Annotated in this window: 24 protein-coding genes; 14 read left to right on the top strand and 10 right to left on the bottom strand. The window is 65.7% G+C overall.

What is annotated here, in order from left to right; translation table 11 throughout:
* Position 1: 1 nt before the first annotated feature.
* The 7 genes from PEM_RS06735 to ykgO all read right to left on the bottom strand — a co-directional run bounded on the left by PEM_RS06735 (position 2) and on the right by ykgO (position 5,394).
* Positions 2–847 (bottom strand): phytanoyl-CoA dioxygenase family protein, encoded by an 846-nt coding sequence (locus PEM_RS06735; RefSeq protein ID WP_005416223.1) that lies wholly within the window; start codon positions 845–847, stop codon positions 2–4.
* 49 nt (positions 848–896) lie between these two features.
* Entirely contained in the window at positions 897–2,129 is a 1,233-nt protein-coding gene (locus tag PEM_RS06740) for a TraB/GumN family protein (RefSeq protein ID WP_005416224.1), read from the bottom strand.
* Positions 2,122–2,652, bottom strand: a complete 531-nt coding sequence (locus PEM_RS06745) for a GNAT family N-acetyltransferase (RefSeq protein WP_005416225.1) — start codon at positions 2,650–2,652, stop codon at positions 2,122–2,124. The genes PEM_RS06740 and PEM_RS06745 overlap by 8 nt, the downstream gene beginning before the upstream one ends.
* Before the next feature lie 14 nt (positions 2,653–2,666).
* Positions 2,667–3,554, bottom strand: a complete 888-nt coding sequence (locus PEM_RS06750) for a carbon-nitrogen hydrolase (protein WP_005416226.1) — start codon at positions 3,552–3,554, stop codon at positions 2,667–2,669.
* Positions 3,555–3,716: 162 nt separating this feature from the next.
* Entirely contained in the window at positions 3,717–4,754 is a 1,038-nt protein-coding gene (locus tag PEM_RS06755) for an agmatine deiminase family protein (RefSeq protein ID WP_005416227.1), read from the bottom strand.
* Positions 4,755–4,793: 39 nt separating this feature from the next.
* A complete protein-coding gene (locus tag PEM_RS06760; protein WP_005416228.1) occupies positions 4,794–5,123 on the bottom strand; it encodes a hypothetical protein in 330 nt (109 codons plus the stop codon).
* 145 nt (positions 5,124–5,268) lie between these two features.
* Positions 5,269–5,394 carry a type B 50S ribosomal protein L36 gene (ykgO, locus tag PEM_RS06765; RefSeq protein WP_005409283.1) on the bottom strand — a complete coding sequence of 42 codons (126 nt, stop codon included), beginning with the start codon at positions 5,392–5,394 and terminating at the stop codon, positions 5,269–5,271.
* A gap of 197 nt (positions 5,395–5,591) precedes the next feature.
* Here ykgO and cmk point away from each other — a divergent pair, with 197 nt between their 5' ends.
* The 8 genes from cmk to galU all read left to right on the top strand — a co-directional run bounded on the left by cmk (position 5,592) and on the right by galU (position 13,878).
* Positions 5,592–6,269 carry a (d)CMP kinase gene (gene cmk, locus PEM_RS06770; RefSeq protein ID WP_049411481.1) on the top strand — a complete coding sequence of 226 codons (678 nt, stop codon included), beginning with the start codon at positions 5,592–5,594 and terminating at the stop codon, positions 6,267–6,269.
* Between the two features lie 198 nt (positions 6,270–6,467).
* Entirely contained in the window at positions 6,468–8,153 is a 1,686-nt protein-coding gene (rpsA, locus tag PEM_RS06775) for a 30S ribosomal protein S1 (protein WP_005416230.1), read from the top strand.
* Positions 8,154–8,240: 87 nt separating this feature from the next.
* Complete coding sequence (locus tag PEM_RS06780; RefSeq protein ID WP_005409286.1) at positions 8,241–8,546, top strand: integration host factor subunit beta; 306 nt, start codon at positions 8,241–8,243, stop codon at positions 8,544–8,546.
* Between the two features lie 77 nt (positions 8,547–8,623).
* The gene (locus PEM_RS06785; protein WP_061477908.1) at positions 8,624–8,908 is read left to right on the top strand and encodes a LapA family protein; all 285 of its coding nucleotides are present in this window, start codon (positions 8,624–8,626) and stop codon (positions 8,906–8,908) included.
* A 6-nt stretch (positions 8,909–8,914) separates the two neighbouring features.
* Positions 8,915–10,093, top strand: coding sequence for a lipopolysaccharide assembly protein LapB (gene lapB / locus PEM_RS06790; RefSeq protein ID WP_005416232.1), 1,179 nt, complete (start codon positions 8,915–8,917; stop codon positions 10,091–10,093).
* A gap of 3 nt (positions 10,094–10,096) precedes the next feature.
* Positions 10,097–11,086 carry a glycosyltransferase family 4 protein gene (locus tag PEM_RS06795; RefSeq protein ID WP_032954119.1) on the top strand — a complete coding sequence of 330 codons (990 nt, stop codon included), beginning with the start codon at positions 10,097–10,099 and terminating at the stop codon, positions 11,084–11,086.
* A 3-nt stretch (positions 11,087–11,089) separates the two neighbouring features.
* Entirely contained in the window at positions 11,090–13,003 is a 1,914-nt protein-coding gene (locus PEM_RS06800; protein WP_061477906.1) for a nucleoside-diphosphate sugar epimerase/dehydratase, read from the top strand.
* Positions 13,000–13,878: a UTP--glucose-1-phosphate uridylyltransferase GalU gene (gene galU / locus PEM_RS06805; protein WP_032954121.1), complete on the top strand. Its 879-nt coding sequence runs from the start codon at positions 13,000–13,002 to the stop codon at positions 13,876–13,878. Before PEM_RS06800 ends, galU begins: the two co-directional genes overlap by 4 nt.
* Before the next feature lie 475 nt (positions 13,879–14,353).
* Here galU and PEM_RS06810 read toward each other — a convergent pair whose 3' ends face one another.
* The 3 genes from PEM_RS06810 to PEM_RS06820 form a co-directional block, all read right to left on the bottom strand.
* Entirely contained in the window at positions 14,354–15,562 is a 1,209-nt protein-coding gene (locus tag PEM_RS06810; RefSeq protein WP_111129450.1) for an acetyl-CoA C-acyltransferase, read from the bottom strand.
* Positions 15,563–15,631: 69 nt separating this feature from the next.
* Positions 15,632–18,004, bottom strand: coding sequence for a 3-hydroxyacyl-CoA dehydrogenase/enoyl-CoA hydratase family protein (locus PEM_RS06815; RefSeq protein ID WP_111129448.1), 2,373 nt, complete (start codon positions 18,002–18,004; stop codon positions 15,632–15,634).
* Positions 18,005–18,043: 39 nt separating this feature from the next.
* Positions 18,044–18,697 carry a TetR family transcriptional regulator gene (locus PEM_RS06820; protein WP_005416238.1) on the bottom strand — a complete coding sequence of 218 codons (654 nt, stop codon included), beginning with the start codon at positions 18,695–18,697 and terminating at the stop codon, positions 18,044–18,046.
* A 359-nt stretch (positions 18,698–19,056) separates the two neighbouring features.
* On the opposite strand from PEM_RS06820, the gene ndk reads away from it, so the two are divergent.
* The 6 genes from ndk to bamB all read left to right on the top strand — a co-directional run bounded on the left by ndk (position 19,057) and on the right by bamB (position 24,270).
* Complete coding sequence (gene ndk, locus PEM_RS06825) at positions 19,057–19,482, top strand: nucleoside-diphosphate kinase (protein ID WP_005409295.1); 426 nt, start codon at positions 19,057–19,059, stop codon at positions 19,480–19,482.
* Positions 19,483–19,492: 10 nt separating this feature from the next.
* Positions 19,493–20,698, top strand: a complete 1,206-nt coding sequence (rlmN, locus tag PEM_RS06830) for a 23S rRNA (adenine(2503)-C(2))-methyltransferase RlmN (protein WP_005409296.1) — start codon at positions 19,493–19,495, stop codon at positions 20,696–20,698.
* Positions 20,685–21,470 carry a type IV pilus biogenesis/stability protein PilW gene (gene pilW / locus PEM_RS06835; protein ID WP_005416239.1) on the top strand — a complete coding sequence of 262 codons (786 nt, stop codon included), beginning with the start codon at positions 20,685–20,687 and terminating at the stop codon, positions 21,468–21,470. The genes rlmN and pilW overlap by 14 nt, the downstream gene beginning before the upstream one ends.
* 18 nt (positions 21,471–21,488) lie before the next feature.
* A complete protein-coding gene (locus tag PEM_RS06840) occupies positions 21,489–22,358 on the top strand; it encodes a RodZ domain-containing protein (protein ID WP_111129446.1) in 870 nt (289 codons plus the stop codon).
* Positions 22,359–22,423: 65 nt separating this feature from the next.
* Positions 22,424–23,062 (top strand): tetratricopeptide repeat protein, encoded by a 639-nt coding sequence (locus PEM_RS06845; protein WP_014036903.1) that lies wholly within the window; start codon positions 22,424–22,426, stop codon positions 23,060–23,062.
* The gene (gene bamB, locus PEM_RS06850) at positions 23,062–24,270 is read left to right on the top strand and encodes an outer membrane protein assembly factor BamB (RefSeq protein ID WP_005416243.1); all 1,209 of its coding nucleotides are present in this window, start codon (positions 23,062–23,064) and stop codon (positions 24,268–24,270) included. The genes PEM_RS06845 and bamB overlap by 1 nt, the downstream gene beginning before the upstream one ends.
* The last annotated feature ends 18 nt before the right edge of the window (positions 24,271–24,288 follow it).

Genomic DNA, 24,288 nt, shown 5'->3' on the forward strand with positions numbered 1-24,288 from the left:
GTCAGGCCTTGCGCAGGAACCAGGTCCGGCGCGTGTACTCGTGACCGAAATCCACCTGCCCGAACCGTGCGATCTCACGCTGGCCACGCCGGTAATAGCGCCACGGTGCTTTGGACAGCGGAGGAGTTTGCCCGTAGAAAACATCCATGTGGCCCACCGGCATCGACTTCGGCGTTACGTGCATGACCACGCTGCGACGCGTTCCGGCAGAGGGATGTGGCGCGCCGCCGTGGAACAGCTGCGGGTGCCAGACGATCACATCGCCAGGCTGCACGTGCACCGACTGCGGCTTCAGGCCAGCGTCTTCGCATTGACGCGCCACCGCATCCTGATAGGCGGTCCAGCCTTCCGGCGACATGGCGCTGATCGGGCCGTCGCCGAAGACAGTGCGTCGCAGCGCCTGCACGTCAATCGGCGGCAACAGGTGGCTGCCCGGAACCACGCGAAGGGGGCCATTGCTTTCATCAACCGCATCCAGTGCGGTCCACACTCCCATGTAGCGCTCGCCCGGAGAGGTGCAGAACACTGGCGTATCGCGATGCAAAGACTGTTCCGATCCGCGCTCGTAGTAGAGGCTGGTGTAGAGCGTGGTCGGTTCGCCGAGGAACCGGTCGCAGACGTCGATGGCCGGGTTGTCAGTGAGCAGGCGGGTCATCGCATCCACCGCCAGGTGCAGGTTGACGACCCGATACATGCGCTTGTGTTCGTCCAGGTTGCGCGACACCGCCTTTGGATTGCGCTGCTTGAAGCGCGCGATGCGCGCGTTGATGTCCTGGACCAGCGCGGGTGCGATGGCCTGGCGCACCACCACGAAACCATCGCGCATCAGCGCATCGTATGCATCCATTGGAGTGTTCCTTCCTAAAACGCTGAGTATAGGCACGAGCGCTGGGACGTCATCCCGCCACCTTTCCCCACACCTTGAACGTGGTCAGCCACAGGCCAAGCATGCTGCCGATGTTGGTCAGCATGAAGGTCAGCACCACGCGGGTAACGCGATTGCGGTACCAGCCCTTCAGGCTCTGCGCATCGTCGCGCAGCTTCAGGAAGTCCTCGTAGGCTGGCTTGCGCACACGCGCTTCCACCAGTGCCGAGAAGGCGCCGGTCGGGATGCTCAGGCGGAACGGCTTGAACGGGGCTACCGCGATCGCGGTGAGGATGCTCAGCGGGTGACCACCGGCCAGCAGGCAGCCCAGGCCGGCCAGGCCGCCGGTATACATCGCCCAGGTTGCCAGCAGCTCGGTGCCTACGCCCAGGCCGCCGCGGTAGAAGCCTACGCCGATGCCGGTCGCCACGATCGCCAGGATGCCCAGCGTGAACCACGGGATGTTGCGCTTCTTCGGCACCGCCTCCAGCTCGGCGCGCAGCGGCGCCGGTGCCTCGGTGTCGGTTTCCAGGTGGCGTGCCAGACCCGCCAGGTGGCCGGCTCCGACCACTGCCAGCACTTCGCGCTGGCGCGGGTCGTGTTCTTCGCGCAGGCGGGTGGCCATGTAGCGGTCGCGCTCGCCGATGATGGTTTCGTACAGCGCCGGGCTCTCGCTGGCGAACTCACCGAAGCTCGATTCCAGCATGTCGCCCTGTTTGAGCTTCTCGATCTCGTTCTCGCCCACTTCCTCGGACGAGAACAGGCCGGCGCCGAGGCCGGCAACCAGCTTCAGCTTGCCGAAGAAGCCCAGCCGTTGCGACGCGCGGCGGAAGGTCAGGCCAACCTCGCGGTCGATCAGGTGCACCGGCAGGTTGCGTTCGCGGGCGAGTTCCACCGCACGTTTCAGCTCGGCGCCGGGCTCGATGTCGAGTTGCTCGGCCAGGCGGCGCTGATAGGCGGACAGAGCGAGGTTGGCGGCGAACAGGGCGACGCGGCCCTTGCGGATCACCTCGACCAGGTCGAGCTTGGCGAGCGTGTCGGGGTCGCTCAGCGCCTGCAGGCGCTGCGGGTCCAGCTCGACGGCAACGGCATCGAAGCGGCCGCTGTCGATGGCTTTTTCAACGGCCTCGACGCTGGCGCGGGAGACGTGGGCGGTGCCCAGCAGGGTGTAGCGCACGCCGTCGCGTTCGACGACGCGCACCGGCTGGCCGGCGAACAGGTCGTCGCCGGTCTCGGGAAGGGTTTCGGTCATGGGTTCATTCATTGGAGGGTGCGGTGTCGGCGCCATCGCCGAGCGCGCGCTGCATCTGTACGGTGTCCAGCCAGCGGCCATGCTTGCGGCCGAGGCCACGGAACACGCCCACCAGCTCGAAGCCGAAGCGTTCGTGCAGCTTGATCGAGGCGGTGTTGGTCGGTTCGCCGATCACCGCCACCATCTGCCGGTAGCCACGTGCCACGCAGGCGTCGATCAAGGCCTGCAGCAGGCCGGTGCCGACACCCTTGCCCTGGAACGCGGCATCGACGTAGACCGAGTTCTCCACGGTCCACTGGTAGGCAATGCGGGTGCGATAGGTGTTGGCATAGGCATAGCCAGCCACCTGGCCGTCGATCTCGGCGACCAGGTAGGGGAAGCCACGATCAATGATGTCGCGCATGCGGCGCAGCATCTCGGTCGCGTCCGGGATATCGTACTCGTAGGTGTTGACGAAATCGGTCACTTCCACCGCGTAGATGGCGGTGATCGCGTCGATGTCGGCCGGGCCGGCATCACGGATGAGGACGGCCATGCGCGGGCTCCGGCTCAGTCGATGTAGCGCTTGAGCAGGTCGCCGTATGCATCGATGCGGCGATCACGCAGGAACGGCCAGATGCGGCGCACATGCTCGCTGCGCTGCAGGTCGACGTCGCACAGCAGCACGGTGGCCTCGGTGCCGGCCTCGGCCAGGAACTCGCCCTGCGGGCCGAGCACGTGGCTGTTGCCCCAGAACTGGATGCCCGACGCGCCCAGCGGCGAGGCCTCGTGGCCGACGCGGTTGCAGCTCAGCACCGGCAGGCCGTTGGCCACGGCGTGGCCACGGTGGCTCAGCACCCAGGCGTCGCGCTGGCGGGTCTTCTCGTCCTGCACGTCGTCCGGGTCCCAGCCGATCGCGGTCGGGTACAGCAGCAGCTCGGCGCCGGCCAGTGCCATCAGGCGTGCCGCTTCCGGGTACCACTGGTCCCAGCACACCAGCACGCCCAGGCGGCCCACCGAAGTATCGATCGGCTTGAAGCCGATGTCGCCCGGGGTGAAGTAGAACTTCTCGTAGAAGCCCGGGTCGTCCGGGATGTGCATCTTGCGGTACTTGCCGAGCAGGCTGCCGTCCTTTTCAAACACCACGGCGGTGTTGTGGTACAGGCCGGCAGCGCGGCGCTCGAACAGCGAGCCGACCAGCACCACGCCATGCTTCTTCGCCAGTGCGCCCAGGCGCTCGGTGCTCGGGCCCGGAATGGATTCGGCCAGGTCGAATTCGTCCACCGATTCGTGCTGGCAGAAATACGGGCCGTTGTGCAGTTCCTGCAGCAGCACCAGCTTGGCACCCTGCGCAGCCGCCTCGGCCACGCGTGCTTCGATCACCGCCAGGTTGGCGGCGGCATCACCGTGGTTGCGCTCCTGGATCAGGGCGACGGTAAGGGGGCTGCGCGAGTTCATGCGGGGCGTTCCTGCGGGGGAAAACCTGCATGTTAGCGCGGATGGGCGGCGACGGCGTGTTGCGCGCTGAATGGGTGATGGTCGTGCCGGCCGCTGGCCGGCATCCCCATCAATCCGTCAGGCATTGCCTGGTTGCCGGCCAGCGGCCGGCACTCCCTTTTCTCAGACCTTCAACAACCCGGCCGGCAGCTGCATGGTGATGCAGTGCAGGCTGCCGTTCTGCCAGATCAGCGAGCGGCAAGGCACCTGCACGATCTCGCGACCCGGATGCGCCTGGGCCAGCACATCACGGGCCAGGTCGTCGGCCGGGTCGCCATAGGCCGGCATCAGCACCGCGCCGTTGACGATCAGGTAGTTGGCGTACGACGCAGCAAGACGGCGGCCTTCGTCGATCACCGGCCGCGCCCACGGCAGCGGGAACAGGCGATACGGCTGGCCGTCCTTGGTGCGCAGCGCGGCCAGCTCGTTGCCCATCGCCTGCAGCTCGGCGTAGTGCGAATCGCTCTCGTCGTCGCAGGCCTGATAGACGATGCTGTCAGCGGAGGCGAAGCGGGCGAGGGTATCGATGTGGGCGTCGGTGTCGTCGCCTTCCAGGTAGCCGTGGTCCAGCCACAGCACGCGGTCCTGCTGCAGCCAGTCGGCCAGGTCGGCGCTCAGGCTGGCGCGGTCGCGGTCCGGGTGGCGTTCGTGCAGGCACTTCCAGGTGGTCAGCAGGGTGCCTTCGCCGTCGGTCTCGATGCCACCGCCTTCCAACGCGAACGGAATGCTGCGTACCGGGGCGTCGTTGAACACGCCAGCCTGGTCGAGCACACCCACCAGCTGGTCATCCAGGGTGGCGTCGAACTTGCCGCCCCAGCCAGTGAATCGGAAGTCCAGCAGCTGGAAACCGCCGTCGGCGCGGCGCAGGGTGATCGGGCCGGAGTCGCGCAGCCAGGTATCGTCGTAGGCGGCCGTGGTGAAGTGGACCTTGTCCATGTCGATGCGGTTGGAGCGCAGCCGCATTTCGGCATAGGTCTCCACATCGTCGTCGGCCACGCAGATCAGCACCGGCTGGAAGCGGGTGATGGCCGCGACCAGGGCGATGTAGGTCTCTTCCACCTGGCCCAGGCGGTCGGCCCAGTCGGTGTCGGCGGTAGGCCAGGCAATCAGGACGCCGCTCTGGGCTTCCCACTCGGCAGGAAAACGAAGGGTCTGGTTCATGGTCTCGCTACACAGGCCCGCCCAGGGCGGGTAAAGGGATCAACGGATCGGTGGTTTCGGGCCGATTTCGTTCGGGTCCGCCTGGTTGGCCACCACGTCGATCACCTTCTGCTTCTCGAAGTAGACGGTGAACTGCGGGTACACCCAGCGGTTGATGGTCGGCCATTGCCGCTTCTGCCCGCCACGCGGCTGCAGTTGTTCGCTTGGCGCGCCGAACTGCGCCTGCACCTGCTGCATGCTCTGGCCGCGCACGGGCAGGGCACCGGCCGGCTTCTCGCGGGCACGGTCGACAAGCAGGGTATCGGCCAGTGCCGGTGTGGCGGCGGCCAGGGTGGCCATCACGGCCAGGGCGGACAGGTAACGCTTCATCTCGATCTACTCCCCAGTGGTCAAGAAAGGCGATTACAGCAAAAACGGCAGGAAAAAGCCGCATAAACAAAAAACCGCCCGAAGGCGGTTTCTTGCATCGGGTCGGCCCCGCGTAGGGCCAGCCGCAGCCGGAAGGCTGTGAGGCTTAGCGCTGACGCGCCTTGAAACGCGGGTTCGACTTGCAGATGACGAAGATCTTGCCACGACGACGCACGACCTTGCAGTCACGGTGACGGGCCTTCGCCGACTTCAGGGAGGACAGGACTTTCATGGCATACCTCGGCGTAAACAGTAGTTGTTCGGGTGGAGCGTGGCCGCGATATGCGAAAGACAATCGGCAGTTGACGCTCGTTCAAGCCCGCCATTCTACCGGGCTTTTCCTCGTGGTTTCAAGTGGTTGCACAAAAGATCCCGCTGGGGGCGTCTGGCAGGGGCTAGAATGGCCTCTTCACACGCTCTGGGACCCCCATGAATCCACTCGCTCCCGTCCTGACCATCGACGGCCCATCCGGGGCCGGCAAGGGTACCATCAGCCGCATCATCGCGCGCAGGATGGGCTGGCATTACCTGGATTCGGGTGCGCTGTACCGGGCGGTGGGCGTGGCCGCAAGCTGGGCCGACATCGACACCTCCGACGCCTCCGCGCTGGTCCGCTGCACCTTCGACACCCACGTTCAGTTTGTCGAGCAGGGCGATGCCATGCGGGTCATGGTCAACGGCACCGATGCCACCGACGAGCTGCGCCTGGAGACCACCGGGGCGCTGGCCTCGGCCATTGCCGCCATCCCGGAGGTCCGGGCCGCCCTGAAGGAGCGCCAGCGCGCATTCAGGGAGCTGCCGGGCCTGGTCGCCGACGGCCGCGACATGGGCACGGTGATCTTTCCGGACGCCCCCTACAAGGTCTTCCTGACCGCCAGTGCCGAGGAGCGCGCAGAGCGCCGGCATAAGCAGTTGAAAGACAAGGGGGTTTCTGTTAACTTTGATGACCTCCTGCGCGAGATCATGGCCCGCGACGCCCGTGATGCTCAGCGTACCGTGGCGCCCCTGAAGCCGGCAGACGATGCTGTCCTCATCGACACCACAGGCATCGGCATCGATGATGTCGTTGCCCGAGTGATGGATCTGCTTCCGGTTCCGGCTGCCTGATCCGTTCGCGCGGGAGCACTGCCAGTCGCATCGGCAGTGGTCGCGCAAAGCAGTGCTGTACCCGCTCCGTCGCGCAATGATGCGTGGCGGTTTTCTTACTACACACGACCTGCGTTTCCGGGGTCGACCAACAGGCGGGCGGTCGCCATTCCCCTGAAGGGGACGCCACCGACCCATGTGTCCAACAGAGTAAATCTAATGACCGAATCATTTGCCGAACTGTTTGAAGCCAGCCAGGCCAACCTGGCCAAGCTGAAGCCGGGCGCCATCGTCAGCGGTACCGTTGTTGAAGTCCGCGGCGACGTCGTGGTGATCAACGCTGGCCTGAAGTCCGAAGGCATCGTGCCGATCGAACAGTTCCGTAACGACGCTGGCGAAATCGACGTCGCCGAAGGCGATATCGTCAAGGTCGCCCTCGACTCGATCGAGAACGGCTTCGGCGAAACCGTCCTGTCGCGCGAGAAGGCCAAGCGCGCGATGGTGTGGGACGAGCTGGAAGAAGCGTTGGAAAAGAACGAAACCATCACCGGCCGCATCAGCGGCAAGGTCAAGGGTGGTTTCACCGTGGACATCAAGGATGTCCGCGCCTTCCTGCCGGGTTCCCTGGTCGATGTGCGCCCGGTGCGCGATCCGGCCTACCTGGAAGGCAAGGAACTCGAGTTCAAGCTCATCAAGCTGGACCGCAAGCGTAACAACGTCGTGGTCTCGCGCCGCGCTGTCGTCGAAAGCGAGCACTCGGAAGAGCGCGAGCAGCTGATGGACAAGCTGCAGGAAGGCGCGATCCTGAAGGGTGTCGTCAAGAACCTGACCGATTACGGCGCGTTCGTGGACCTGGGCGGTATCGACGGCCTGCTGCACATCACCGACATGGCGTGGAAGCGCGTGCGTCACCCGTCGGAAGTCGTGAACGTCGGCGACGAGCTGGACGTCCGCGTGCTGAAGTTCGACCGCGAGCGCAACCGCGTTTCGCTGGGCCTGAAGCAGCTGGGCGAGGATCCGTGGGACAACATCGGCCGTCGTTACCCGGCCAACAGCCGCGTCTTCGGCAAGGTTTCCAACGTCACCGATTACGGTGCGTTCGTTGAGATCGAGCCGGGCGTCGAAGGCCTGGTGCACGTCTCCGAGATGGATTGGACCAACAAGAACGTCAACCCGTCCAAGGTTGTCCAGGTGGGTGATGAAGTCGAAGTGATGGTGCTGGACGTCGATGAAGAGCGTCGCCGCATCTCGCTGGGCATGAAGCAGGTTGCCGCCAATCCGTGGGAAACCTTCGCTGCCACCCACAAGAAGGGTGACAAGGTGTCGGGCCAGATCAAGTCGATCACCGACTTCGGCATCTTCATCGGCCTGGACGGCGGCATCGACGGCCTGGTCCACCTGTCCGACATCAGCTGGAACACCACCGGCGAAGACGTCGTTCGCAACTTCAAGAAGGGCGATACTCTGGACGCCGTCGTCCTGGCCGTCGATCCGGAGCGCGAGCGCATCTCCCTGGGCGTGAAGCAGCTGGAGCAGGATCCGTTCGGCCAGTACATGGCTGCCAATCCGAAGGGTTCCAAGGTCGAAGGCGTGGTGAAGGAAGTCGACGCCAAGGGCGCGATCATCGAGCTGGCTGACGGCATCGAAGGTTACGTCTCGGCCCGCGACATCGCCAACGAGCGCGTTGACGACGCCACCCAGCACCTGAAGGTCGGCGACAAGGTCGAAGCCAAGTTCGTGGGCATGGACCGCAAGGGCCGTACCCTGCAGCTGTCGATCAAGGCCAAGGACGACGCTGAAATGCGCGAAGTGCTGGAGGAATACCAGTCCTCTTCGGCTTCCAGCGGCACCACCCAGCTGGGCGCGCTGCTGCGTGCACAGCTGAACGGCAACAAGTCCGAGTAATCGGCCTTAGGCTGTTCGTTGTTTCCTGGACGGCCCGGGCATTGCCCGGGCCGTTTCAGGCTGAGATGCCCCTGATGTGAGCCGGTAATGACCAAATCCGAACTGATCGAAATCCTTGCGCGCCGCCAGGCGCACCTGAAGGCCGATGATGTCGATCTGGCGGTGAAGTCGTTGCTGGAAATGATGGGCGGATCGCTGTCCGCCGGGGATCGCATCGAAATCCGTGGATTTGGCAGCTTCTCGCTGCACTATCGTCCGCCGCGCCTGGGTCGCAACCCGAAGACCGGCGAATCGGTTGCCCTGCCGGGCAAGCATGTCCCCCATTTCAAGCCGGGCAAGGAACTGCGCGAGCGGGTCAGCAGTGTGCTGCCGCTGGACGCCGATCCGGCCTGAGCCTGCCGTCGCGCCACCGCGTGCGAATCCAGCCGCGAGTCGGATAAGCTACGGACTCCTGCCACTGGAGCTGTCGCATGAAGGTTTTTCGTCTGCTGGTCCTGCTGGCGGTACTCATTCTTGGGTTGATCATCGGTGCCATGAACATGGACGAGATGACCATCAACCTTGTTTTCACCCAACTGAAGACCTCGGTCGGCGTGGCAATCATTGCCGCATTGCTGATCGGCGTCATCGTCGGTGCTGGCCTGGTGCTGGTGAGCGTGGTCATTCCGCTCTACGGCCAACTGCGTCGCGCCAACAAGTCCGCTGCCGCTTCGCCGGCACCGGTTGCTTCCCCCCAATCTTTTGATGGACGTTGATCGAAGATGGATTTCGTCACCGAGTGGTTCTGGTTCTTCCTGTTCGTACCGCTGGCCGCACTGGCCGGCTGGGTGATCGGGCGGCGTGGTGGCCAACGCCACGGTGACAGCCAGGTCAGCCGCCTGTCGAGCACCTATTTCCGTGGCCTGAACTACCTGCTCAACGAGCAGCCGGACAAGGCCATCGAGCTGTTCCTGCACATCGCCGAGCTGGACAAGGAAACCTTCGAGACCCAGGTCGCGCTGGGCCATCTGTTCCGCCGTCGTGGCGAGGTCGACCGCGCCATCCGCCTGCACCAGGGCCTGGTCAATCGCCATGACCTGAGTGACGCACAGCGCGTGCAGGCCCTGCTGGCCCTGGGCGAGGACTACATGAAGTCCGGCCTGCTGGATCGTGCCGAGACCGTGTTCACCGAGCTGGCCCAGCTGGATCAGCGCGCACCGCAGGCGCTCAAGCACCTGATCGGCATCTACCAGGCCGAGCGCGATTGGGAAAAGGCCATCGACAACGCCACCCGGTTCGAGGATGTCACCGGCGAGCCGATGGGCAAGCTGATCGGGCAGTTCGAGTGCGAACTGGCCGAGCGATTCCGTGGCGCCGGCAAGCTGGAAGAGGCGAGGGCAGCGATCGCCCGTGCCTACCAGGCCGATGCGATGTCGGTGCGCGCCGGCATCATCGAGGGCCGGTTGGAAACCGACGCGGGCAATCCTGAGGCCGCCGTGCGCGCCTTCGAGCGCGCCGCGCGCAACGACCCCGAATACCTGCCGGAACTGCTGCCGGCGTTGATGCAGAACTATCGCAAGGTGGGCGATCTGGCAGGTGCGCGCGCGTTCCTGTCGGAGATGACAGAGCATTACCGTGGCATTGCCCCGGTGCTGGCGCTGACCCGGTTGATGGAAGAGCAGGAAGGCGTGGCCCCGGCGCGTGCCTACCTCGGCCGCCAGCTGAAGGATCGCCCGTCGGTGCGTGGCGAGTCCGCGCTGATCGACCTCACCCTGGCCGAGGGCGCCGATTCCACAGCCACCCTGCATGACCTCAAGCACATCACTGACCAGTTGCTGGTGCGCAACCCGGCCTATCGCTGCACCCGCTGCGGCTTCGGGGCGCGTACCCACCACTGGCAGTGTCCGAGCTGCAAGGAGTGGGGGACGGTCAAGCCGCTGCTGAACTACGCGGTGCTCTGATCCATGCCCTGGCTTGTGATGGGCGCGCTGCTGGCGCTCGCCCTGCTGAGTGCGGTGCTGACCTGGGCGGCACGCGGCTATGCGCTGCGCCAGCAGTTGATGGACCAGCCCGGCGAACGCCGCAGCCATAGCGTCGCTACGCCGCGCGGTGGCGGCATCGCCATCGTCATCAGCCTGCTGGTGACTGCAGCCGTGGCCATCTGGGCCTGGCCCGAGAGCACGCCGACAGTACTGGTGGCCAGCCTTGGGCTGGTGCTTGTGGCCGGTATCGGCTGGTGGGACGACCACAAGCCCCTGCCAGCGATGCGTCGCCTGCTGGTGCATTTCATCGCCGCGACGCTGCTGGCCGGCCTGGTGAAGGTGAATGGCGGCAGCTGGCTGTTGGCGGCGCTGGTGCTGCTGTTCACCGCCTCACTGATCAACATCTGGAATTTCATGGATGGCATCAACGGCATTGCCGCCAGCCAGGCCGTCGTGGCGATGCTGGGGCTGGCGCCGGTGCTGCCGTGGCCGTACTCGCTGGCTGCCGTGGCCCTGGGCCTGGCCTGCCTTGGATTCCTGCCGTTCAACTTCCCTCGGGCCCGGATCTTCATGGGCGATGTCGGAAGCGGCGCGTTGGGGTACGCGGTCGCAGCGGTGCTGGCGCTCGCCAGCGTGCGTACCGATATCAACTGGATCCTGCTGCTGGTCCCGGTTTCGCCGTTCCTCGTGGACGCGGGCTTCACACTGCTGGCGCGCATCATTTCGGGACAACGCTGGATGGAACCCCATACCCAGCACGTCTACCAGCGCGCGGTGCAGGCAGGAGCCAGTCACCCCCAGGTGACAGGGATGTACTTTGCTTTGGGCCTGTTCAGTATTACAGTGTTCAATGTCTGCTCCAATTTGCAGCCGAGGTGGGAGGCTGCCGTGGCGATCGCGTGGTTCACCGCGCTGAGCGTCCTCTGGCTCCTCCTGCGCAATGGAATGCGCTACCGACAAGGAAATACCTGACTTATGGCTTCACCCTGGCGGGACAGAATCCTCGGCCTGATGCCGCGTTCGGCCATTGTCTGCCACGACCTCTTCATGGTCTGGGCATGCTGGCAGTTGCTCCATGCAGGGCGTTACTCGATCCTGCCCAACGCTCCGGCGCTGCCCCTGTGGAACGTCGATACCACCCTGGTCCTGCTGCTGCAGGGCCTGGTGTTCTGGCGCGTGGGCCTGTATCGCGGGCTGTGGCGGTTCGCCAGCGTCAGCGACCTGCTGAACATCTTCAAGGCCAGCTTCATCGGCATGGTCGCCATCGTTCTGGTGCTGATGTGGAAGCGCTTCGACGGCGTGCCGATGTCGGTGCTGGTGATCTATCCGTTCGCGCTGTCGGCCCTGCTGGGCGCACCGCGCCTGCTGTACCGGGCCTGGAAGGATTACCAGGCACTGCAGTCCGATTCCAGCGCCCGCCGCGTGCTGATCCTCGGTGCCGGCCAGGCGGCGGAAACACTGGTGCGCGACCTGCGTCGTTCTGGCAACTTCGAGCCGGTCGGCCTGCTCGACGATGCACCGCACCTGCGGGGTGCCAAGCTGCAGGGCCTGCCGATCCTCGGCACCCTGGATGACGCCCCGACGGTGGTCCGCGAGACCGCTGCCAAGCTGCTGGTCATTGCCATGCCGTCACTGGACGCCGCAGGCATGCAGCGCGTTGTCGCGATCTGCGAAAGCACCGGCGTTCCGTTCCGTACCGTGCCCAAGCTCAGCGACATCCTGCAGGGCCAGTCGCTGCCAGGCCAGCTGAAGGAAGTGGCGATCGAAGACCTGCTGGGCCGCAAGCCGATCATGCCGGACTGGAACCTGATCCGCGGCTGGTTGGGTGGGCGCACTGTGATGGTTACCGGCGCCGGTGGTTCGATCGGCTCGGAGCTGTGCCGCCAGTGCGCGCGGCATGGTGCCGGTCGCATCATCCTGCTGGAGATCAGCGAGCTGCTGTTGCTGACCATCGAAGGCGAGCTGCGGCGCAGCTTCCCCGATGTCGAGATCGAGGCGGTGCTGGGCGACTGCGGTGACCCGGCGGTGATCCGCCACGCGCTGTCGCTGCACCCGGTCGATACCGCCTTCCATGCCGCCGCCTACAAGCACGTGCCGGTGCTGGAGCGCCAGCTGCGCGAAGCGGTGCGCAACAACATCCTGGCGACCGAGAACGTCGCCCGCGCGTGCCTGGAAGCCCGCGTGGAGCATTTCGTGTTCATTTCCACGGACAAGGCGGTCGACCCGGTCAACGCGCTGGGCGCGAGCAAGCGCTACGCCGAGATGATCTGCCAGTGCCTGGACCAGAAGTCCACGCATACCCGCTTCGTCACGGTGCGCTTCGGCAACGTGCTGGCGTCGGCCGGCAGCGTGGTGCCGCTGTTCCGCGAGCAGATCCTGCGCGGTGGTCCGGTCACGGTCACCGACCCGGAAGTCAGCCGTTACTTCATGACCATCCCCGAGGCCTGCCAGCTGATCCTGCAGGCGGCGGCGTCGGCGTCGCATGGTGCGATCTACACTCTGGACATGGGCGAGCCAGTGCCGATCCGCGTGCTGGCCGAACAGATGATCCGTTTGACCGGCAAGCAGCCGTACAAGGACATCCAGATCATCTATACCGGCCTGCGCCCGGGCGAGAAGCTGCACGAGACCCTGTTCTATTCGGACGAAGACTACCGTTCGACCGCGCACCCGAAGATTCTCGAGGCCGGCGTGCGTACGTTCTCGCGCGACCTGGTGCTGGGCAACGTTCCGCGCCTGCGTGAGGCGATTGCCAGCTACGACACTGCCAGCATCCAGGAAATCCTGTTTGCGACGATGCCGGAATTCTCGCCAATCGAACAGGATGCTTACATTTCATCCGCTAAAGTCGTGCCCTTTCCGGCACGTGAGGCGAACAGGCACCAATGAGCAAGCGAATTCGCAAGGCAGTTTTCCCGGTGGCAGGACTGGGAACGCGTTTTTTGCCAGCAACCAAGACTGTGCCGAAGGAGATGCTGCCGATCATTGATCGGCCGCTGATCCAGTACGCTGTTGATGAAGCCATCGAAGCCGGCTGCGACACGCTGGTGTTCATCACCAACCGCTACAAGCACGCGGTTGCCGATTATTTCGACAAGGCCTACGAGCTGGAGCAGAAGCTCGAGCGCGCCGGCAAGCAGGAGCAGCTGGAGCTGATCCGGCATGTGCTGCCCAACGGCGTGCGCGCGATCTTCGTGACCCAGGCCGAGGCGCTGGGCCTGGGGCACGCAGTGCTGTGTGCCAAGGCTGTGATCGGTGACGAGCCGTTCGCGGTGCTGCTGCCCGACGATCTGATCTGGAATCGCGGTGCCGGTGCGCTGAAGCAGATGGCCGACCTCAATGAGGCCAGCGGTGCCAGCGTGATTGCGGTCGAAGACGTGCCGCACGAAAAGACCGCCAGCTACGGCATCGTCGCCACTGAGGCGTTCGATGGCCGCAAGGGCCGCATTTCGCAGATCGTCGAGAAGCCGAAGCCGGAGGACGCGCCGAGTGACCTGGCGGTGGTCGGCCGCTACGTGCTGAGCCCGAAGATCTTCGAACTGCTGGAACAGACCCAGACCGGTGCCGGCGGCGAGATCCAGCTGACCGATGCGATTGCCGAGCTGCTGAAGACCGAAGAAGTCGATGCTTATCGTTTCGAGGGTACCCGCTTCGACTGCGGTACGCACCTGGGTCTGGTGGAGGCGACGATCCGCTTCGCGCTGGACAACCCGAAGCTGGCCGGCCCGGCGCGGGAGAAGCTGGCGGCGATGCTGGCGGAATAAGGGTTCTATCAAGCGCTCCGTCAGCGCTTTGATTGATACATGGGGGAGGGGGCGGATGGCCCTCTCCAAAACACGCCAAAGCCCTTCCATGGTGCTCGATGGCGCCATCCATGGCGCCAACGGTTTTGGAGAGGGCCATCCGCCCCCTCTCGACAGTTTCCTGCGGGCGCGGACGGGAAGGGCGGAATCAAAGGCGAGAGCAACAAGCAAAAAAGGCAGCCAATGGCTGCCTTTTTTGCTTGTTGGGGTCAGATCCCTTTGCGCAGCAAAAGGATCTGACCCCGGCCTTTGACCCTGCCTTTGCTCATCCCTCCGCCGCGGGGAGGCTGGAAGGGCCGGGTTGGCAGGGCTGCCCGGGACCGTTGGCGCCATGGATGGCGCCATCGAGCCCCCATGGAAGGGTTCACGGCGTGTCCCGGGCAGCCCTGCCAACCCGACCCACGCCATGAAGCCCAACGAGGCAACGCCTTGAACCTTACAGCGCCTCGAAAATACCCGCCGCGCCCATGCCGGTGCCGATGCACATCGTCACCATGCCGTACTTCTGCTGGCGACGACGCAGGCCGTGCAGCAGCGTGGCGGTACGGATCGCGCCGGTCGCGCCCAGCGGATGGCCCAGGGCAATGGCGCCGCCCAGCGGGTTGACCTTGCTCGGGTCCAGGCCGCAATCACGGATCACCGCTAGCGACTGCGCGGCGAAGGCTTCGTTCAGTTCAATCCAGTCCAGCTGGTCCTGGGTCAGGCCGGCCTGCTTCAGGGCCTTCGGGATCGCGGCGATCGGGCCGATGCCCATCACTTCCGGGCGCACGCCGGCCACCGAGAAGCTGACGAAACGCGCCAGCGGGGTCAGGCCGTAATCCTTGATCGCCTGCTCCGAGGCCAGCAGCACGGCACCGGCGCCATCGCTCATCTGCGACGAGTTGCCGGCGGTGACGGTGCCGCCGAACTGGCCGTTGCGGAATACCGGGCGCAGCTTGGCCAGGCCTTCAGCGGAGGAGTCCGGGCGCGGGCCTTCGTCGGTGTCGGCCACCTTGTTGCGGGTGATGATGCGCTGGCCGTCGGCCAGGTCCGGCAGGTGCGAGACGATCTCGTACGGGCTGATTTCGCCCTTGAACTCGTCGTTCTGGATCGCGGCCATGGCCTTCTGATGCGAGGCCAGGGCGAACGCGTCCTGGTCTTCGCGCGAGACCTTCCACTCTTCGGCCACCTTCTCGGCGGTGATGCCCATGCCGTAGGCGATGGCGACGTGGTCATTGTCGAACACGCTCGGTGCCATGGCGATCTTGTTGCCCATCATCGGCACCATCGACATCGACTCGGTACCGCCGGCCAGCATCAGGTCGGCGTTGCCCAGGCGGATCGCATCGGCGGCCTGCGCCACGGCCTGCAGGCCGGAGGAGCAGAAGCGGTTCACGGTCTGCGCGGCGATGGTGTTCGGCAGACCGGCCAGCAGCACGCCGATGCGCGCCACGTTCATGCCCTGCTCGGCTTCCGGCATGGCGCAGCCGATGATGGCGTCATCGATGCGGTTGACGTCCACGCCCGGGGCCTGGGCGACGACGCTGCGCAGCACGTGCGCAAGCATGTCGTCGGGGCGGGTGTTGCGGAACATGCCCTTGGGCGCCTTGCCAACCGGGGTACGGGTGGCGGCGACGATGTAGGCGTCCTGGATTTGCTTGGTCATTGCAATGATCTCTTGAATAGGGATTGGAAGAGGTTGCCGGCCAGCGGCCGGCACTACCGATGTCTTCCGTCAGTTCCGCAGCGGCTTGCCGGTCTTCAGCATGTGCGCGATGCGGGCCTGGGTCTTTTCCTGCTGGGCCAGTTCGACGAAGTGCTTGCGCTCCAGGGTCAGCAGCCACTCTTCGTCCACCAGGGTGCCGCGGTCGACCTTGCCGCCGCACAGCACGGTGGCGATGCGCTCAGCAATCTCGTAGTCGTACGGGCTGATGAAGCGGCCTTCCAGCATGTTGACCAGCATCATCTTGAAGGTGGCGATGCCCACGTCACCGGCGACCTGGATGCGGCGTGCCGGCAGCGGCGGACGGTAGCCCGCTTCGGCCAGGGCGCGTGCTTCGGCCTTGGCGATGTGCAGGGCCTCGTAGCTGTTGAACACCACCTTGTCGGTGCTGCGCAGCAGGCCCAGTTCCTTGGCGTTGACCGCCGAGTTGGAGACCTTGGCCATCGCCACGGTCTCGAAGGTCTTCTTCAGTTCGGCGAACACGTCGCCACCCGGGCCTGCGGCCTGCGAGGCGCGCACCGCCAGTTCCTTCAGGCCGCCACCGGCCGGCAGCAGGCCGACACCGGCCTCGACCAGGCCGATGTAGCTTTCCAGGAAGGCCACGGTCTTGGCGCTGTGCATCTGGAACTCGCAGCCACCACCCAGCGCCAGGCCACGCACGGCGGCAACCACCGGCACCAGCGAGTACTTGATGCGCTGGCTGGTGCGCTGGAAGTTGGCAACCATTTCTTCGAACTGTTCGACCTTGCCGGCCTGCAGCAGGCCCAGTGCACCGGCCAGATCGGCACCGGCAGAGAAGGGCTCCTTCTGCTGCCAGATCACCAGGCCCTGGAAGTCCTTCTCGGCGCGGCTGACGCATTCCTGCAGGCCGTCCAGCACCTGGTCGGACACGGTGTTCATCTTGGTCTTGAAGCTGACCACGGCAATGCCATCACCGTCGTGCCACATGCGCAGGCCGTCGTTCTCGAACACGGTCTCGCCCGGCGCGAACTTCTCGCCCAACAGCGGATCCGGGAAGCGCTGGCGCTGGTACACCGGCAGCGACGAGCGCGGCAGCTTGGCGTTGCGCGACGGGCTGTAGCTGCCTTCGGCGGCGTGCACGCCATCGCGGCCATCGAACACCCAGTCCGGCAGCGGTGCGTTGCTCATGCTCTTGCCGGCCACGATGTCATCGGCGATCCACTGCGCGACCTGCTTCCAGCCGGCGGCCTGCCAGGTCTCGAACGGGCCCAGCGACCAGCCGTAGCCCCAGCGGATGGCCAGGTCGACGTCGCGCGCGGTCTCGGCGATGTCGGCCAAGTGGTAGGCGCTGTAGTGGAACAGGTCACGGAAAGTCGCCCACAGGAACTGCGCCTGCGGGTGCTGGCTGTCGCGCAGCTTGGCGAACTTCTCGGCCGGGTTCTTGATCTTCAGGATCTCGACCACTTCCGGGGCGGCGGTGCGGTCGGCCGGGCGGTAGTCCTGCTTCTCCAGGTCCAGCACGACGATGTCCTTGCCGACCTTGCGGAAGATGCCGGCGCCGGTCTTCTGGCCCAGTGCGCCCTTGGAAATCAGCGCGTCCAGCCACTTCGGCGACTTGAAGAACTCATGCCACGGGTCGTTCGGCAGGGTGTCGCCCATGGTCTTGATGACGTGGGCCATGGTGTCCAGGCCGACCACGTCGGAGGTGCGGTAGGTGGCCGACTTCGGGCGGCCGACCAGCGGGCCGGTCAGGCCGTCCACTTCGTCGAAGCCCAGGCCGAACTGCTGGGTGTGGTGGATGGTCGACAGGATCGAGAACACGCCGATGCGGTTGCCGATGAAGTTCGGGGTGTCCTTGGCGTACACCACGCCCTTGCCCAGGGTGGTGACCAGGAAAGCTTCCAGGCCTTCCAGCACGGCGTCGTCGGTGGTGGTGGCCGGGATCAGCTCGGCCAGGTGCATGTAGCGCGGCGGGTTGAAGAAGTGCACGCCGCAGAAGCGGTGCCGCAGCTGTTCGGGCAGCACGTCGGCGAGCTTGTTGATGCCCAGGCCCGAGGTGTTGGAGGCCAGCACCGCGTGGTCGGCCACGAACGGGGCGATCTTCTTGTACAGGTCCTGCTTCCAGTCCATGCGCTCGGCGATGGCCTCGATGATCAGGTCGCAGTCCTTCAGCTGCTCCAGGCCGGAGTCGTAGTTGGCCGGGGTGATGGCTTCGGCCAGCGACTTGCTGGCCAGCGGCGCCGGGCTCAGCTTGCCCAGGTTGGCGATCGCCTTCAGCACGATGCCGTCGGCCGGACCTTCCTTGGCAGGCAGGTCGAACAGCACGGTGTCGACGCCAGCGTTGGTGAGGTGGGCGGCGATCTGGGCACCCATGACGCCGGCACCCAGCACGGCGGCGCGGCGGACTAGCAGGGAATTGGACATGGTGTAGGGCCTTTGTTGGTCAGCAGTTACTGGGTGGAATCAAACGGAAGCGGGCAGGGCGCTGGCGCGTGCGGCGGCGCGGAACCCGGCTTCGGCGAAATGGATCAGTTCGTGGGCGGCATGGGCACGATGCGCCGCTTCGGTGACACCGGCGGGACGCTTGATCAGCCCGAAATCGGCCATGGCATAGGTGAGCGAGCCGGCCAGGAAGTCCAGGCGCCAGTACAGCTCTTCCTTGCTCAGGTCCGGCACGCACTCGCCGATGGCCTTGCCGAACGCACGCAGCACGTGGCCGTAGTGGTCGGACAGGAACTTGCGCAGGTTGTCGTTCTTCTCGGCGTAGGCGCGGGCGATCACGCGCACGAAGGCGCCGCCGTTCTGGCGGTCCTGGGCCAGCGCCAGCGCCGGCTCGACGAAGGCGGCCAGCACCGGGCGCAGTTCGCCCGGGTGCTCGGCGCGGGCACGTTCGAGCTGTGACAGGCGGGCGCCGGTCATCTCGTCCATGCGGCGGCGGAACACCTCGTTGACCAGGTTTTCCTTGGAGCCGAAGTGGTAGTTGACCGCAGCGATGTTGACATCGGCCTGGCTGGTCACCTGGCGCAGCGAGGTGCCGGCGAAGCCGTGCTGGGCGAACAGCTCCTCGGCCGCGCCGAGGATCCGGTCCTTGGTCGAGAAGTGGGCGGGTTTGGCCATCGGCGGGCGGACCTTAATCAAACGATTGTTTGATACTAGGACCAGACGGTAGCGTATGGCATTTTGCAGTGCAGCAAAAATGGCTCGGACGGTCAGAATCCGCTCAGCTGGGTGAATGGGGTAGGGGTCGGATCCCCGCAGGGGCTCCGACCCCGATGCTGGGCCCGAGATGGGGTCAGAGCCCCTGCGGGGATCTGACCCCTGCCGTAAGGGTTTGTCGGCCGACGGCCCTCTACCACCCCGCGGCTTTATCTTTTACAATTCGCCTACGTTTATCAGGCTAAGCCCGCGTCCCGACGCGGGTTTTTTTCATGTTACCCTTCGGGCCATCAGCGGCCCGATTCCATTGGAGACATCCCATGGCGCTGGAGCGCACCCTTTCGATCATCAAGCCGGACGCCGTTGCCAAGAACGTCATCGGCGAAATCTACGCCCGCTTCGAGAAGGCCGGCCTGAAGGTCGTGGCCGCCAAGTACAAGCAGCTGTCCCGTCGTGAAGCCGAAGGCTTCTACGCCGTGCACCGCGAGCGTCCGTTCTTCAACGCGCTGGTCGAGTTCATGATCTCCGGCCCGGTGATGATCCAGGCCCTGGAAGGCGAGAATGCCGTCCTGGCCCACCGCGACCTGCTGGGCGCCACCAACCCGAAGGAAGCCGCGCCGGGCACCATCCGCGCCGACTTCGCCGAATCCATCGATGCCAACGCCGCCCACGGCTCGGACTCGGTCGAGAATGCCGCGATTGAGATCGCCTACTTCTTCGCCGCCACCGAAGTCGTCTCGCGCTGAGAGTAATGCCGTGAACGAGGTCGTACAGTCCCCCGCCATCCAGCCGCTGCCGAAGTCGGCGCCCACGGCTGGCAAGCAGAACCTGCTCGACCTTGATCGCGCGGGCCTGGAGAAGTTTTTCGTCGAGGTTCTCGGCGAAAAGAAGTTCCGCGCCCATCAGGTGATGAAGTGGATCCACCATCGCTACGTCACCGATTTCGATGAAATGACCGACCTCGGCAAGGTCCTGCGCGCCAAGCTGCAGGCCCATGCCGAGGTGCTGGTTCCCAACATCGTGTTCGACAAGCCCTCCGCCGACGGTACCCACAAGTGGCTGCTGGCAATGGGCGTGGATGGCAAGAACGCCATCGAGACCGTGTACATCCCGGACAAGACCCGCGGCACGCTGTGCGTGTCCTCGCAGGTCGGTTGCGGCCTGAACTGCACGTTCTGCTCCACCGCTACCCAGGGCTTCAACCGCAACCTGACCACCGCCGAGATCATCGGCCAGGTGTGGGTTGCCGCACGCCACCTGGGCAACGTGCCGCACCAGATGCGCCGCCTCACCAACGTGGTGATGATGGGCATGGGCGAGCCGCTGATGAATTTCGACAACGTCGTGCGCGCCATGAGCGTGATGCGCGACGACCTGGGCTACGGCCTGGCCAACAAGCGCGTGACCCTGTCGACCTCTGGCCTGGTGCCGCAGATCGACCGCCTGTCTGCCGAAAGCGACGTGTCGCTGGCGGTGTCGCTGCATGCGCCGAACGACGCACTGCGCGAGACGCTGGTGCCGCTCAACAAGAAGTACCCGATCGCCGAGCTGATGGCCTCGTGCGCACGCTACCTGCGCGCCAACAAGCGCCGCGAGTCGGTCACCTTTGAATACACCCTGATGAAGGGCATCAACGACAAGCCCGAGCATGCCCGGGAGCTGGCCCGCCTGATGCGCCAGTTCGACAACGCGGTGCAGGCCAAGGATTCGGGCAAGGTCAACCTGATCCCGTTCAACCCGTTCCCGGGCACCCGCTACGAGCGTTCGGAAGAAGCGCACATCCGTGCCTTCCAGAAGATCCTGCTCGACAGCAACGTGCTGACCATGGTCCGCCGCACCCGTGGCGACGACATCGACGCCGCCTGTGGCCAGCTCAAGGGCCAGGTGATGGACCGCACCCGCCGCCAGGCGGAGTTCAACAAGACGCTGCAGGCGGGGAAGGGGAGCGATGCCGCGGCCTGACCGCCTCTGGCTGGTTCTGTTCGCAGGCATGCTGGCCGTTGCGGTCGGCGGCTGCAAATCCCATCCCAAGGCCAAGCTCGGGCCGAGCCAGGCGCCGGTCTATTCGGTGGCTGACCCGGAAAGCGTGCGGCGCGAAGTGCGCTGGCGCGACCTGTTGACCCTGGCGACCCGTGACCTGCAGGTCGGCAATCTCGACGCCGCCGAGCGCAAGGTGCGCGAAGCGCTGAAGCTGGCGCCCGAGGCGCCCGATGCGCTGGTGCTGCAGGCCGGCATCGATGACCGTCGTGGCCGCACCCGCCAGGCGGGCGAGAATTTCCGCAAGGCCGCCGAGCTGGCGCCGCAGCGCGGGGACGTGCTCAACAACTACGGTGCCTGGTTGTGCCAGCAGGGCCAGCCGGCCGAATCGCTGGTCTGGTTCGACCGGGCGCTGCAGGCGCCGGGCTATGCCACCCCGGGCGAAGCGCAGGCCAATGCCGGTAGCTGCGCACTGGACGCTGGGCAGCTCGAACGTGCCGAGCGCGACCTGCGCGCGGCACTCGTCGCGGCGCCGGCCAACCCGGTTGCGCTGGAGTCGATGGCCCAGCTGAGCTTCCGCCAGGGCCGCTACATGGAGGCCCGGGCGTTCGCCGAACGTAGGATTGCGGCTGCACCCGCAACGCGTTCCGTGTTACAACTTGCGTCTCAAATCGAAGTGAAGCTGGGCGATCGGGCGGCATCTGATCGTTATCTGCAGCGGATTCGACAGGAATTTCCGCAGGAAGCGGGCTCCTAACTCCAGGGTTGATGCATTGTGATTGATGACCAGACTGTGAGCGCTCTCGAGACTGCGGCCGGCTGCGGCACCCGCCTGCGCCAGGCCCGTGAAGCGGCCGGACTGACCCTCGAAGATGTCGGCTCGCGCCTGCGCATGCCGGTCCAGGTGGTCAAGTCGCTGGAAGAGGAACAATGGCAGAAGCTGGGGGCGCCGGTGTTCGTGCGCGGCCAGCTGCGCAGCTATGCGCGCCTGCTCGACGTGGACGTGGGCGAGCTGCTGGAACAGGCCCAGGTCGGCCCGGTGGTTCCGCCCACCCTGGTCAGCCATACCCATACCCCCCGTGCGCGCCGCATTGCCGAGAACCTCGGTCGGCGCGTGCTGTATGTCGGCATCACCGCCGTGCTGGCGGTGCCGGTGTGGTTCGCCACCCGTGGCCACTTCGACGGCAGCGCGACCCCGTCGCCGAGCACCGCCTCGCTGGACGTGATCCCGGCCGCCGTGCCGGTCACGCCGTCCGCAGCCGGCAGCGAGATGGCCGCCCCGGCCGAAGCGACCACGTCCCCGGCCAGCAAGCCGGCGGCCACCCCTTACGTCGCCTCGCTGGCCCCGGTGCCGCGCCCGGCGCCGGCCCCGGCTGCCGGCAATGCGCTGGAAATGCAGTTCAGCGGCGACAGCTGGGTCGACATCGGCGGCCCGGACGGCAGCACCGTCGAGAAGGCACTGATCAAGTCCGGCGAGACCCGCAGCTTCACGCCGGGCCAGGTGACCCGGGTGACCCTGGGCAACGCCTCGGCGGTCCAGGTTCAGCAGAACGGCGCTATCGTCGATCTGACCCCCTACCAGCGAGCCAACGTGGCACGCTTTCAGGTATCCTCTGAAGGCTCCGTAGTCCCGGTTTCGCACTGAGGCGCGGTTTCACCACCTTCGATTAAACCCAATGGTCCCTCCCGACGGGCGGGGCGAGAGTACGCATGGCGATCGACGATCTGCTCGACGAGCACGAACAAAGTGAACGCGTCCGCAGCTGGCTGCGGAAGAATGGCGCCAGCATCCTCGGTGGCGTAGTCATCGCCATCGGTGCCATTGCCGGCTGGCAGTGGTACCAGAAGGAGCAGGGCAGCAAGCTGGCCTCGGCCAATGTCGAGTACCAGAAGGCCCTGCAGGGCCTGCAGCAGAACAAGCTTGACGACGCCGCCAAGGCGGTCAAGGCGCTCGAAGCCGGCCCGTCCAGCATCTACGGCGACCTCGCGGCGCTGCAGCTGGCCAAGGCCCAGGTCGACGCCGGCAAGAACGAAGAGGCACTGGCCACCCTGCGCAACGTGAAGGTCGAAGGCGACCTGCAGCGCGTGGTCGACCAGCGTGTGGCCCGCCTGCTGGTGGCCACCGGCAAGAGCGACGAGGCCATCAAGCTGCTGGGCAGCGCCACCGACAGCAGCAGCCTGGAAATCCATGGCGATGCGCTGATGGCGCAGGGCAAGCGTGACGACGCCCGCGTACAGTACGAGAAGGCGCTGAAGACGCTGGACGTGGCAGCGCCGCAGCGGCGCCTGCTGGAAACCAAGGTTATGGACGCCGGCGGCACCGTTGCCGCCCCTGCGGAGTCGGTTTGATGAGTCAGAAGGTCATGATCACCCGCGTCGCCACCGTGCTCCTGATGGGCATGGCCCTGACCGGCTGCGGCACCATGAAGGGCTGGTTCGCTGGCAAGGACGCGGCGGCGAAGAAGGCACAGGAACCGGCTGAGCTGGTCAAGTTCGAGCCGACCGTGAAGGTCAGCAAGATCTGGTCAGTCAACCTCGGCAAGGGCGAGCGTCGCATCGGTGTGCGCCAGGGCCCGGCGGTGGCCAACGGCCACGTGTTCGCTGCGGCGATCACCGGTGGCGTGCACGCCATCGACCTGCAGACCGGCAAGAAGGTCTGGACCTGGGAGCCGAAGAAGGAAAAGAAGAAGGCCAAGCTGCGCCTGTCCGGCGGCCCGGGTGTCGGTGAGAACCTGGTCGTGATCGGCACGCTGGATGGCCAGGTCATCGCTCTGGACATCAACGACGGCAGCGAGAAGTGGCGCGCCCGTGTTCCGGGTGAAGTCATCGCCGCGCCGGCCGTTGCCCAGGGCATGGTCTACGTGCGCAGCAACGACGGTCGTGTGACCGCCTTCGATGTCGGCAACGGCACCCAGAAGTGGTTCAACCCGAGCGAGCTGCCGGCGCTGACCGTGCGCGGCAACGCGCCGGTGGTGACCGGCCCGGGCGTGTTGTTCATCGGCAAGGACGAGGGCGCGGTTGCGGCCCTGGCCCAGCAGGATGGCCGCACGCTGTGGGAACAGAACCTCGGCAACGGCGAAGGCCGCACCGAGCTGGAGCGCATGGCGGACGTCGACGGCGCACCGGTGCTCGACGGCAACACCCTGTACGTGAGCAGCTTCAAGAACCAGACCATGGCCATCGAAGGCCCGACCGGTCGCCCGCTGTGGGCGCGCGACCATGGCGGCGCAGGTGGCGTGGCGGTATCGTCCGGCAATGTGTTCGTGACCGACAACAAGGGCGGCGTGTTCGGTCTGGACAAGGCCAGCGGCGCAGCCATGTGGTCGCAGACGGCACTGGCCCGTCGCTCCCTGACCGGCCCGGCACTGCACGGCGACTACGTCGTGGTCGGTGACTACAAGGGATACGTGCACTGGTTGCAGGCCTCCGATGGTGCGATGGCGGCACGGGCAAAAAGTGGCGGCGACGCCCTGCTGGCCCAGCCGGTCGTCGTCGACGGGGTGCTGCTGGTGCAGAACGTGGATGGCAAGCTGACCGCCTTCCGGTTGGCAAACTAAAAAATTGGAGTAATCGCG

The organism is Stenotrophomonas sp. Pemsol, assembly GCF_003586545.1.
GTDB lineage: Bacteria > Pseudomonadota > Gammaproteobacteria > Xanthomonadales > Xanthomonadaceae > Stenotrophomonas > Stenotrophomonas sepilia.